The sequence below is a fragment of the Micromonospora craniellae genome (genome assembly GCF_014764405.1).
In the GTDB taxonomy this organism is placed as follows: domain Bacteria; phylum Actinomycetota; class Actinomycetes; order Mycobacteriales; family Micromonosporaceae; genus Micromonospora; species Micromonospora craniellae.
This window is the reverse complement of record NZ_CP061725.1, coordinates 5,479,175-5,491,671: the sequence shown is the minus strand read 5'-3', so window position 1 is coordinate 5,491,671 and position 12,497 is coordinate 5,479,175. Positions and strand designations below refer to the sequence as shown.

9 protein-coding genes are annotated in these 12,497 nt (G+C 71.1%); 2 read left to right on the top strand and 7 right to left on the bottom strand.

What is annotated here, in order from left to right; translation table 11 throughout:
• Positions 1–1,674: a right-handed parallel beta-helix repeat-containing protein gene (locus tag ID554_RS24905; RefSeq protein WP_117230512.1), complete on the bottom strand. Its 1,674-nt coding sequence runs from the start codon at positions 1,672–1,674 to the stop codon at positions 1–3.
• Positions 1,675–2,050: 376 nt separating this feature from the next.
• Here ID554_RS24905 and ID554_RS24900 point away from each other — a divergent pair, with 376 nt between their 5' ends.
• Both ID554_RS24900 and ID554_RS24895 read left to right on the top strand, forming a co-directional pair.
• Complete coding sequence (locus ID554_RS24900) at positions 2,051–2,704, top strand: C39 family peptidase (RefSeq protein ID WP_191088626.1); 654 nt, start codon at positions 2,051–2,053, stop codon at positions 2,702–2,704.
• Between the two features lie 198 nt (positions 2,705–2,902).
• On the top strand, positions 2,903–5,788 hold the full coding sequence (locus ID554_RS24895; RefSeq protein WP_117227207.1) for an aconitate hydratase: 2,886 nt from the start codon (positions 2,903–2,905) through the stop codon (positions 5,786–5,788).
• Between the two features lie 76 nt (positions 5,789–5,864).
• On the opposite strand, the gene ID554_RS24890 is transcribed toward ID554_RS24895, so the two are convergent.
• From ID554_RS24890 to ID554_RS24865, 6 genes are all read right to left on the bottom strand, one after another.
• Positions 5,865–6,470: a GTP-binding protein gene (locus ID554_RS24890; RefSeq protein WP_117227206.1), complete on the bottom strand. Its 606-nt coding sequence runs from the start codon at positions 6,468–6,470 to the stop codon at positions 5,865–5,867.
• Positions 6,451–6,837 (bottom strand): DUF742 domain-containing protein, encoded by a 387-nt coding sequence (locus ID554_RS24885; protein ID WP_117227205.1) that lies wholly within the window; start codon positions 6,835–6,837, stop codon positions 6,451–6,453. The genes ID554_RS24890 and ID554_RS24885 overlap by 20 nt, the downstream gene beginning before the upstream one ends.
• A gap of 5 nt (positions 6,838–6,842) precedes the next feature.
• Complete coding sequence (locus tag ID554_RS24880) at positions 6,843–7,265, bottom strand: roadblock/LC7 domain-containing protein (protein WP_117227204.1); 423 nt, start codon at positions 7,263–7,265, stop codon at positions 6,843–6,845.
• Positions 7,266–7,352: 87 nt separating this feature from the next.
• Positions 7,353–9,881, bottom strand: coding sequence for a sensor histidine kinase (locus ID554_RS24875; RefSeq protein WP_117227203.1), 2,529 nt, complete (start codon positions 9,879–9,881; stop codon positions 7,353–7,355).
• Between the two features lie 95 nt (positions 9,882–9,976).
• Positions 9,977–11,587, bottom strand: a complete 1,611-nt coding sequence (locus ID554_RS24870; RefSeq protein ID WP_223884231.1) for a prenyltransferase/squalene oxidase repeat-containing protein — start codon at positions 11,585–11,587, stop codon at positions 9,977–9,979.
• An 11-nt stretch (positions 11,588–11,598) separates the two neighbouring features.
• On the bottom strand, positions 11,599–12,456 hold the full coding sequence (locus ID554_RS24865; protein WP_117227230.1) for a terpene synthase family protein: 858 nt from the start codon (positions 12,454–12,456) through the stop codon (positions 11,599–11,601).
• Positions 12,457–12,497 lie beyond the last annotated feature (41 nt).

The following is a 12,497-nucleotide window of genomic DNA, read 5'->3' as shown; positions in this document are numbered from 1 at the left end:
TCAGTCGATCTCGACGTGGTTGCGGTCCCAACGACCGCCCACCGGCGGGCTGTCCAACCGCAGCGCACTCTCGGCGTTGCCGGCGAGGTCGTTGTCCTCGACCCGGCAGGACACGCAGGAGCCCTGGTCGGTGATCCACAGTCCGTGCGTCTGCGTCGGGTCCTCGCGGTTGTCCCAGATGCGGTTGCCACGCACCGACGCGGAGTCGACGTGCGAGTTGACGACGATGCCGGCCCGCACCGGTGCGCCGGCCGGCAACTCGTACGCCGTACCCGGCGCCGGGACGTCCTCGTTCCACGCGGTGGCCGCGTCCGGTCGCAGGTCGGCCAGGTCCAGGTCGGTGTCGCTGTTGCCGACCACCACCGCCACCCGGGAGCCCACCCGCAGCACCTTGCCCCGGTGTCCGTTGGCCGGCCAGTTGGCCGAGCGGTCGGTCACCGCCCGACGGGCGTAGCGCACCGACTCGCCGGAGCCGGTCGCCTCCGGAGCACACTGGCGACCGTTGTTGCGGATCCGGTTGTCTACGATCGCCGCGTCGACCATCGGCCGGTCGATCCGGATCGCGTCCAGGCCGTTGTCCCAGAACTCGTTGCCGCTGATGACCACGTCCGACGATGCGCCCTGGTACCCGGCGCCCAGGTCGTGCTGGTGATAGCCGTGCCAGCCGTTGCCGCTGATCCGATTGCCCCGGATGGCGTACGGCCCGGGGGTGTTGCCCATGCTGATCCCGTCGCGGACGTTGCGGTCGATGACGCAGTCGCTGAGGATGCCGCCCCGGCCCGCGATGCCCGCCGTGCCGTTGGCGGAGACGTCGAAGCCGGCCTCCAGGTTCCCGGTGATGGTGCAGGCCGAGACGATCAGCCCGTCCGCACCCCAGTCGGAGATGCCGAACCGGTTGGCCTGGCTGTGACAGCCGATGATGCGGTACCCACGCGGCGGCGTCCAGTACGACTTCTGCAACTCCAGGAAGATCCCGTTGGTGCCGTTGCCGAGCGTGGTGCAGTTGGCGATCGTGCAGCGTTCCACCTCGCCCCAGCCGCCGATGCCGATGCCGATACCCGCGCCGCCCATCTCCTCGCCGTTGTCCAGCCGGCCGCAGCCGACCACCACCACGCCGTCGATCAGGCTGTCCTGGAGGAAATCGCAGCCCAGGCCGGTCGCGCCGGTGTGGTGGATGTAGAGGTTGCGGAACACACCCCGCACCACGTACTGGAGACCGAGGCCCTTGGCAAGGTAGTTGTACTCGGCCATGGCCACACCCGAACCGTCGATCTCGAAGTCGGCGAAGGTGCAGTCGGCGATGTGCCGGTCGCGGTCCGCGCCGTGCTGCACAGTGGTCCAGAAGGCCAACGGCGTCGGATCCGCACGGTTGCCCTCGTTGCTCAGCAGGAACCGGGTCGCGCCCGGCCCCGCACCGATCAGTGAAACACCGCTGCGCCAGACGGTGCCCGCGTCCCGGATCGAGTAGATCCCGGGCGGGCAGTAGATGACCCGGGCCCGCCCGTCGGCGGCGTACCCCTCGCCGAGCCGGTCCACCAGGGCGGACAACGCCGGCTGGTCATTGGTGACACCGTCGCCCCGGAGGCCGAATTCGTGCGCGTCGCACCAGAGCGGCGCTCCGGCCACCGGGGACAGGCGCTCCCGCGTGGCGACGTACCGGCTCTCCTGCCACACGACGCGCTCCCCTCTCGCCGACGGGCCTCGCGCTTTCCCGCTCCGGTGTGCCGGAAACGCGTCCCCGCGATCGCCGGTGGCGTGCCGGAGGTTCGCGGCTGTTTGTCCAGTTCGTGGCCGGGTGCGGGGTGGCCGTGGCCACCGCGATCGCGGAATCATCAGCCCCGGCCGGGGGTTGTACATGGCATGACCGCGACGCCTCCCCCGGCGCCGCACCGCAGGTCGGAATGACCGGGCACCCCCCGGCGTTACACCTGGCCCGGACGTCCTGAGCAGTCCCCACCGCGTGGACCCCGACGACCCGGGACATCCCCCGCGGCACACCCGTCCCCCACGGGTGATCGCCGCACACCCCCGACGAAAGGTTCAGATCATCATGCGTACCACCATGCTGCGCAAGACCGCTCTGACCATCGCCGCTGCCGCCGCCACCGCCGGAGGCATCGCCGCACCCGCGATCGCCGCCCAGGCCACCCCGGGTGTCCAGGCCGTCGCCGTGCAGGCCGACCGCAAGGGCCACAGCGAACGCCAGCTCGACGTCCGCTACGAAGCCCAGCCCAACTTCTACTACTGCGGCCCCGCCGCCGCCCGCAACGCCCTCAGCGTCCAGGGCAAGAACATCGACGTCCACACCATGGCCAAGGACATGGGCACCACCGAGAACGGCACCGACTCCATCAACGACATCACCCCCGTCCTCAACCGCGAAACCGGCAAGGACGTCTACAAATCCGTCGAAATCAACACCCCCACCGCCAACACCACCCAGACCGACACCCTCCGCGACGACATCGTCCGCACCATCAACGACGGCCGCGCAGTAGTCGCCAACATCGCCGGCACCACCACCGACACCACCGGCGCCACCCACAGCTTCGAAGGCGGCCACTACATCAGCGTCACCGGCTACACCGACAACGGCAACACCGTCACCATCGCCGACTCCGCCAACCCCCACCACGCCCGCTACCACCTCGACATCGACAACCTCGCCAACTGGATCGCCACCCGCGGCTACGCCACCTCCTGACCACGAACGGCCGGCCCCCCACCACGGGGGCCGGCCGTTCCGCGTGCACGGCGTCCACTCCGTGATCGACGGGTTGCACTCATAGCAAGACGGACGTACGGTTTTGTTGACAGCGCGTATCGGCGGTAAGTGTTGCCTAACCACGGCAGCCCTCCGCCCGGTGCGACAGACTGCTCAGGACTACTCACGGTCGCTGGTGTGAAGGAGTACGACGTGGCGAGCCTCGACACCTTCGGTGCGAAGACCCAGCTACGCGTCGGAGACGCGAGCTACGAGATTTTCAGGATCAGCCAGGTGGAGGGCCACGAACGGCTCCCCTACAGCCTGAAGATCCTGCTGGAGAACCTGCTGCGGACCGAGGACGGCGCGAACATCACCGCCGAACACATCCGCCAGCTCGGCGCGTGGGACCCGACCGCGGACCCCAACGTCGAGATCCAGTTCACCCCGGCCCGGGTGCTGATGCAGGACTTCACTGGCGTACCGTGCGTGGTCGATCTGGCCACCATGCGTGAGGCCGTCCGCGACCTCGGCGGCGACCCCACCAAGGTGAACCCGCTCGCCCCCGCCGAACTGGTCATCGACCACTCGGTCATCGCCGACCTGTTCGGCCGGGAGGACGCCTTCGCGCGCAACGTCGAGCTGGAGTACACCCGCAACAAGGAGCGTTACCAGTTCCTGCGCTGGGGGCAGACCGCGTTCAACGAGTTCAAGGTGGTGCCGCCCGGCACCGGCATCGTGCACCAGGTCAACATCGAGTACCTGGCCCGTACGGTGATGGAGCGCGGCGGCCAGGCGTACCCGGACACCGTCGTCGGCACCGACTCGCACACCACGATGGTCAACGGCCTGGGCGTGCTCGGCTGGGGCGTCGGCGGCATCGAGGCCGAGGCGGCCATGCTGGGCCAGCCGGTCAGCATGCTGATCCCCCGGGTGGTGGGCTTCAAGCTGTCCGGCGAGATGCCGGCCGGCACCACCGCCACCGACCTGGTGCTGACCATCACCGAGATGCTGCGCAAGCACGGTGTGGTCGGCAAGTTCGTCGAGTTCTACGGCCCCGGCGTGAGCGCCGTGCCGCTGGCCAACCGGGCCACCATCGGCAACATGTCCCCGGAGTACGGCTCGACCGTCGCGATCTTCCCGATCGACGCGGAGACCGTCCGCTACCTGGAGCTGACCGGCCGGGACCCGCAGCAGGTCGCGCTGGTCGAGGCGTACGCCAAGGAGCAGGGCCTCTGGCACGACCCGGCCGCCGAGCCGCAGTACTCCGAGCACCTGGAACTGGACCTGGACACCATCGAGCCCTCGCTCGCCGGACCCAAGCGTCCCCAGGACCGGGTACCGCTGGGCAGCGCCAAAACGCTGTTCCGGGCGGCGCTCACCGACTACGTCGCGGCCGACGAGACCGGTGGCGACCCGGGCCGCCGCCCCGGCGTGCCGCAGTTGGACAAGCCGTTCGGCACGGCGGGACCGGCCGACGAGGCCAGCGCCGAGTCCTTCCCGGCCAGCGACTCCCCGGCCAACGAGATCAACGACCCGGCCGACGCCCCGCGCGACCTGGTGACCGCCGCGGTCGGCTCCGGCGGGCGGGCCAGCAACCCGATCCGGGTCACCGGCGCCGACGGCAACGAGTACGAGCTGGACCACGGCGCGGTGGTGATCGCCGCCATCACCTCCTGCACCAACACGTCCAACCCGCAGGTGATGATCGGTGCGGCGCTGCTCGCCCGCAACGCCGTGGACAAGGGCCTCAACCGCAAGCCCTGGGTGAAGACCACCCTCGCGCCCGGCTCCAAGGTCGTCATGGACTACTACGAGCGGGCCGGCCTCACGCCGTATCTGGAGAAGCTCGGCTTCCACCTGGTCGGCTACGGCTGCACCACCTGCATCGGTAACTCCGGGCCGCTGCCGGAGGAGGTCTCCGCCGCGGTGAACGAGGCCGACCTCGCCGTGGTGTCGGTGCTCTCCGGCAACCGCAACTTCGAGGGACGGATCAACCCGGACGTCAAGATGAACTACCTGGCGTCCCCGCCGCTGGTGGTGGCGTACGCGCTGGCCGGCACGATGGACATCGACCTGGCCAACGAGCCGATCGGTGAGGACGGCACGGGCCAGCCGGTCTACCTGCGCGACATCTGGCCGAGCACCGCCGAGATCCAGGACGTGATCGCCTCGGCGATCGGCGCCGGTGGCTTCAGCGCCGCGTACGCCGACGTCTTCGCCGGTGACGAGCGCTGGCAGTCGCTGCCGACCCCGACCGGGGACACCTTCGCCTGGGACGGCGAGTCCACCTACGTCCGCAAGCCCCCGTACTTCGAGGGGATGCGGCGCCTGCCGGCGCCTGTTCTCGACATCGGTCCCGCAAGAGTGCTGGCCAAGCTGGGCGACTCGGTGACCACCGACCACATCTCCCCGGCCGGCTCCATCAAGGCCGACTCCCCCGCCGGCGAGTACCTGGCCGGGCACGGCGTGCCCCGCCACGAGTTCAACTCGTACGGCTCGCGCCGGGGCAACCACGAGGTGATGATCCGGGGCACCTTCGCCAACATCCGGCTGCGCAACCAACTGCGGATCCCAGGTGCTGGGCAGGCTGCGGGAGCTCCGCTCCCCGAGGGCGGCTTCACCGTCAACCACCTGACCGGCGAGCAGACCTCGATCTACGACGCCTCGGTGGCCTACCAGGAGGCCGGCATCCCGCTGGTCATCCTGGCCGGCAAGGAGTACGGCTCGGGCTCGTCGCGGGACTGGGCGGCCAAGGGCACCATGCTGTTGGGCGTCAAGGCGGTCATCGCCGAGTCGTACGAGCGGATCCACCGTTCGAACCTGATCGGCATGGGTGTGCTGCCGTTGCAGTTCCCGGTCGGCGAGAGCGCCGACTCGCTGGGGCTGACCGGCACCGAGACGTTCACCGTCACCGGCGTCACCGCGCTCAACGAGGGCTCGACCCCGCGTACCGTGCGGGTCACCACCGACAGCGGTGTCGAGTTCGACGCGGTGGTGCGGATCGACACCCCGGGTGAGGCGGACTACTACCGGCACGGCGGCATCCTGCAGTACGTGCTGCGGCGCATGATCGCCGGCTGAGGCGACGAACGCCGAAGGGCTCCCTCCCTACGGAGGGTGCCCTTCGTCCGTCCGGCCGTGGGCTGCGGACACGCCGTCACTCGACGGCGCGGCCACGGGCCTCCCGGATCTTCATCGCGTGCTCCACCAGGGTGATCAGCACCGCCTTGACCGACTCCCGGTCGCGGGCGTCGCAGAGCAGCACCGGCACCTCGGGGTCGAGGTTCAGCGCGGCCTGCACCTCGTCGAGGCGGTACGAACGCGCCCCCTCGAAGCAGTTCACCGCGACCAGGAACGGTGTCCCCCGCCCCTCGAAGTAGTCGATGGAGGGGAAGCAGTCCGCGAGCCGACGGGTGTCCGCCAGCACCACCGCGCCGATGGCGCCGAGCGCCAGTTCGTCCCAGACGAACCAGAACCGGTCCTGGCCCGGTGTACCGAAGAGGTACAGCACCAGGTCGTCGCTGACAGTGATCCGGCCGAAGTCCATCGCCACCGTGGTGGTCTGCTTCGCCTCGACGCCGGAGAGGTCGTCGACGCCGACCCCCGTCTCGGTCAGCACCTCCTCGGTGCGCAGCGGACGCGTCTCACTGACCGCGCCGACCAGCGTGGTCTTGCCGACCCCGAAGCCGCCGGCCACCAGGATCTTGATCGCCGTGGGCAGGACGACCGCACCCGGCGGCCGCTCAGAGTGCCCGTAGTCCATTGATAACCGCCTCGAAAATGCTGTGGTCGGGAAGGCCGACGGTGGTGTGCGGCTCGCGGATCCGCACCAGGCTGCGCGCCACCAGATCGCCAAGCAGTACCCGCACGGTGCCCACCGGCAGGTCCAGGTGTGCCGCGATCTCGGCGACGGATTGAATCCGCTGGCAGAGGCCGACGATCGCCAGGTGCTCCGGGCCCAGACCGATTTCCGGGGAGACGTCCGTGCGGGTCGCCGTCACCAGGGAGATCAGGTCGAACGTGCCGGTGACCGGACGGGCCCGGCCGCCGGTCACCGCGTACGGACGGACAACCGGACCGGCATGGTCGTCCACCCACTGGTGGTCCGCGAACTCTCCCTGCTCCGCCATCCGGGCTACTTCTCCCCGCTTGTCTGCTCGGCGGACCGCGACGGCGAGGCGACATACTTGCCGACCCTGGTGACCAGCATCGCCATCTCGTACGCGATCAGACCCACGTCGGCGTCCTCGGAGGCCAGAACCGCGAGACAGGCGTTGCGGCCGGCGGCTGTGACGAACAGGAAGGACGACTGCATCTCGATGATCGTCTGCTGGACCTGCCCGCCACCGAACCGCTTGCCCGCACCACGGGCCAGGCTCTGGATGCCCGCCGCCATCGCTGCCAGGTGCTCGCCGTCGTCGCGGCTGAGCCCCTGCGACGAGGCCATCAGCAGACCGTCGGCGGACAGCGCCACCGCGTGTTCGGCCTGCTTGACCCGACCGACGAGGTCATCCAACAACCACGTCAGGTCGGCACTCGAAGCCGTCTTCTCCGCCACTTCGTCGTCCTCTTCTCCCCGGCTTTTTCGCCGTGCTCATCTGGGCCTGGCCGGCGCTGACCCGGGCCACCGGGCCAGCGACGCGGGTCAGGTCGCCTGTTGGTCGGCGCCGTCGGACTCGTCCTCGGCACGTCGGCCACCATCGAGCAACCTAGCGGCGTCGGAGCGTCCGCGCCGGGTGCCCGTCTGGTACGAACTCATCATGCGTCGAACCTGTTCTGGTTCGCGGATCACGTCCTCGCTGTCGTCGGCCGCCGCGCTCTCGTCACGCAGCGCCGGGGCGAGACTGGCCTGCCGTACCCGGACCGGCAGGCCCGACTCGGTACGCCCCAGGTCGGCCTCGGCCACCACGGGCGTGCCCGGCTCGGGCGGGGTCGCCGCCGGCACAGGTGGAGCCGACGGTGCCGCACCGGGCGCGGTGTCGACCGGCAGGCGGGGCGGTCGTGCCAGCCCCTCGCCCGGCGGCGGGGTCACCGGCAGCTCGATCGGGATGGTCGGCCCGTCCAGCGCCGCCTGACCCGGCCGACGGCGGGATCTGGTCGGCAGGCCGGACACCTCCTCAGCGGACTCGGCCGAGGTCGGCGCGGCCGGTTCGGCCTCCCATGCCTCCGTCCGAGGCGCGGTGGCCACCGGCGCCGCCACCGCCACCGGTGCGGGCAACCGCTCGTCCGTGGTGGGGGTCCCGGCGGGCAACTCCGGGGTGTCGCTCCGGGTGGCAGGCGGTACGGCCGGCTGTGCGCCGTCCACGATGATCAGGTCACTCGGGACCAGCACCACTGCGGTCGTCCCGCCGTACGGCGACTCTTTGAGGCGCACCCGCACGCCGTGCCGGTCGGTCAGCCGGCTCACCACGTAGAGACCCAACCGGGACGCGTCGGCGAGGTTGAGTTCGGAGCGGTCCACGATGCGATGGTTGGCGGCGGCCAGGTCCTCCTCGGTCATGCCGAGGCCACGGTCCTCGATCTCGATGGCGAAACCGTTGGGGACCAGTTGCCCGCGCACCTCGACGGTGGTGTGCGGCGGCGAGAACGACAACCCGTTCTCGATCAGCTCGGCGAGCAGGTGGATGACGTCGCCGACGGCCCGCCCGGCCAACGACACCCCGCTGATCGGGAGCACCTGGACGCGGGTGTAGTCCTCGACCTCGCCGACCGCGCCACGGATCACGTCCACCATCGGCACGCTCCGGCGCCAGGCACGGCCGGGCGTGGAGCCGGAGAGCACGATCAGGTTCTCCGCGTTGCGCCGCATCCGGGTGGCCAGGTGGTCGACGCGGAACAGGTCCTCCAGTTCCTCCGCGTCCTGTTCCCGACGCTCCATCGAGTCCAGCAGGGTGAGCTGGCGGTGCACCAGGGCCTGGGTACGCCGGGCTAGGCTGAGGAAGACGTCGCGCACCGCGCGGCGCAGTTCCGCCTGCTCCACCGCGGTCCGGATGGCCGTCTCCTGCACCACGTTGAACGCCTTGCCCACCTGGCCGATCTCGTCGTCACCGAATTGCAGCGGTGGCGCCTCCTTGGCCACGTTCACCTGCTCGCCCCGGCCGAGCCGATCCACCACGTTGGGCAGCCGTTCGTTGGCGAGCTGGAACGCGGCGTCCCGCAGGCGTTGCAACTGCTGCACCAACGCGCGGGCGGTGGTGACCGAGACGACCACCGAGGCGATGACGGCGAGCAGGCCGAGACCGGCGGCGAGCACCAACCGGATGATGACGCCGACGGCCACCGGGGTGGCCCGTTCGACCACGTCGTCACCACCGGTCAGCACCACGTCACCGATCTCGATCAACGCCGGGCCGGTGGCGTCGGTCCACGCCTCGGCGCTGAACGGCAGCCGCGTGCTGTTGCCGGCCAGCATCACCTGGTTCTCCAGTTCGGCCAGCCGGCGGAAGTTCGCCCCGGAGGACATCTGCTGGTACCGGGCCTGGTCCGCCTGCGGTAGCCGGATGACCGCCTGCTCGGCGACGAACTGACGGGCACCGACGACCCGGGTGAACTCCGCGCGCTCGCTGGAGGTGATCCGGCCTGCGGCCAGCACCCCGGCGAGGAGGGCGTCCTCCTGTGACAGCAGTTCCCGGGCCCGGTTGAGCTGGATCAGTTGGGTGGTGTCATCGGCGACCTGGTCGTCGTCGAGGTTGCCCAGTGCGTCGTAGACCTGGTAGATCGACTCGATCACCTGGGTGAACGCCCCACCGGCATCGCTGCGGCCGATGTTGCGGCCGTCGACGGCCGTCCGGGTGTCCGCCAGCGCGGCGAGCCCACGGTTCAGCTCGCCGATCCGTTGCTGCAGGGCGTCGCTGCCGAGCAGGCCGACCTGCCAGTTCCCGGCCGACTCCTCAAACTCTGCGGCCAGTTCGTCGGTGCGCTGACGTATCTGCGCGAGTTCACCGCGCCGGCGGTCCTCGGGCCGCCCGAGGTAGGCCAGCGAGGTCCGGCGTTCGAGCTGCAACTGCAACAGCAGCGGCTCGGTGGGGTCGAACACCCGGACGTCGAGCGCCTGCACGCCGACGAGGTTGACCCCCTCTCGGACGGTCACCCAGGCGGTGAAGCTCCAGAGTGCCACCAGCGAGGCCAACAGGGCCACGACCTTGGTACGCAGATTCGAACTGCGGGAACCCATTACACCGTCCCTGGGCCGGAGCGAGTTGATCGGTCAGTCAGGCGGGCGACACACGCACCGACCCCGGCGCACGCTAACAGCGTCACCGTAGCAACTCAAGCGCTCGTGATCATGCCCTGGTGGGACACGTCGGCGCCCTCGCCGCCCGGGCGCGCCGCGCCGCGACCGAGCGCCAGAAGCCGTGCCGCGAGCACAGCCGCGCGAACCACCAGGACCGGAGTGTAGAGGTCCTTGTCGTGCCACAGTGGAGGGTCGTCGGCGACGCTGACCTGTAGGTGTCGGAGCGCCCGATGGGCCGCCTCCGCCGCATCGGGCCGCTGCGGGCCGCCCGCGCCGAGCAGGACGTGCACGGCGTACGCGGTCTCCTCCGTGGTAGTCGACCATCGTCCCCAGCCGCCGTCGGCGCGTTGAGTGGCGAGCACCCAGCCGATCGCCCGGTCGACGGCCTCCCCGGCGACCTCGGGCGTGGCGTGACCGGCCAACGCCAGGGCCGCGCAGTAGGTGGCGTAGTAGGGCGAGGCGTGCCAGCGGTCCGTCCAGTGGCCGTCCGGCTGCTGGACGTCCCGCAGCCAGCCGCCGAGGGCGGCCACCCGGACGGCGTACCGGCTCGCGCCGTCGCGGGTGTGCCGGGCGTGCCAGCCCAGCGCCTCCAACACGTGCGCGTTCGTGGTGATCGAGTTGCCGTCCTCCCCGCGCCAGGTGCAGAAGTGAGTGCCGAGGTCGTAGCGGAACAGGCTCGCCGGCTCGACCGGTCGTCCCAGCCTGGCCAGGGCGTACAGGGTGGCCGAGGTGGTGTCCGCGTCGGCCGGTAGCCCCGGTCCGGTCGCCGCGCCGTCCGGGCCGAGCGCGGCGGCCAATCCGGCCACCAGTGCGGGCGACGGTCGGACCGACACACCTGCCCGGAGAAGCGTGCTGAGCGTCCAGGACCGTTCGAAGACGGTGATCGGGGTGCAGCACGGCACTGGGCCGTCGTGCCGGGCCACCACCTCGTCCAGGTATGCCCGCGCGGCCCGGTCCGGCGTACGCCGGTGGTTGAGCCACCGGGCCGTCGCGGCGGGTGAGGCGCCCACCGCACCGTCGATGGGGCGGACCTCGTCGCGGGTGGCGGCCCTCGGCCCGAGGACCTCGTAAGCGTGCCACAGCTTGCGCGGCATCGGGCGGTCGGTGGCGAGCAACGCGGAGACCGCGTCGAGGCGCCGCCGGTCCACCCGGGGCAGCGGAAGGGCGCCGGGTAGCGCCGGGGCGTCCCGGTCGCGCAGCCGGGCCAGGTGCGTGTCGATGCGATCGGTCAGCGCCGGTACGATCAGGTCGGCGGCCGGGGTGTCCGGTAACGGTGCGCCGGTTTCCAGACGCCGGGCCAGCGCCCTCAGCCCGCGAGCGGCGGCGGCCTCCACATCGGATCGCGCCGGTCCGGTGAGGTCGGTGGGCTCGTCCCGGACGAGGACCGTGACCAGGGCCTCGACCGCGCTCGCCGTCGGCACCAGGCCGTACCCGTCGGGCAGGCCCCAGGCGCCGTCCGGTCCCTGCTCGCCGAGCAGGTACGCCAATCGCCGGCCGTGGCCGCCGAGCCACGGGGCGTCGGCGACCAGACGGCCCGTCTCGTAGACCGAGGCGCTCACCCGCCCGGCCGGTTTCCGGTCCAGGTCGGCGACCAGTTCCCCGGCCGCGTCGGCGACGGTCTGCGCCGTCTCCGGCGGCCTGGTCACACCTGCGGCCGTCACGGCGTGCCCCAAAAGTCGGTGGACCGGTAGAAGCCGCTGCTGAAACCGATCTGCCGGGCCAGGTAGTCGGCCGCCACCGGGCAGTCGCCGCGGAGTGCCGCGAGTCGGTCCCGAGCCTCGGCGACCAGCTCGGCGATCCGCTTCTCCACCTCGGCGCGGGACACCAGCAGCAGCGCGTTGAGGTCTCCCCAGCGCAGGTCGCGTTCGTAGGAGCCGAGGTCGTTGACCAGGCGCAGGATCCGCTGCACCTGGTCGCTCGCCGCGAGCAGCGCGTCGAGGTGCGCCAGGGTGGCCGGGTCGTCGGCGTGGATCCAGTGCACGACGTTGACCACGGTGCAGGCCAGGTTGGCGGCGTTGTCCAGGTACTCCTCGAACCCGGGCAGCGTGTCCGGCGTCTGCTTCCAGTCCCACTCCCGCGCCATCGCGGCGAGCACCTTGCGAGTTTCCTCCCGCCAGCGCTCGCGGTGCGCGGCGAATGCCGGCACGGTGACGAGTTCGTCGCGCAGCTCGGCCAGGAAGGCACCGAGCTGGTCGCCCTCGTCCGGCGTACCGCCGTCGACGACCGCCAGGCAGCGGACGGCCAGCCGGTCGATCTCATCGCGCGCGCGGGCCTCGTGGTCGACGAGCCAGTCCACCGCGAAGCCCCACAGCACCGCCCGGTTGGTGACCCGGAGCCGGTCGAGGTCGCACCAGGGCGCGCCGAAGGCGATCGCCATCGCCACGTTGCCGAACAGGGTGGCGTCAAAGGGCCGGGGCGGGAACAGCTCGGGGTACGAGGCGGCGACCGCCGCCAGGTCACGCTGTCCCTGCGCGGCGAGGGCGCAGATCCGGCCCTGTTCGGCGGCGTCGGTCATCTGGTCGCCGGGGCCGCCCGGCGACGTGTCGGTCCGGGCGG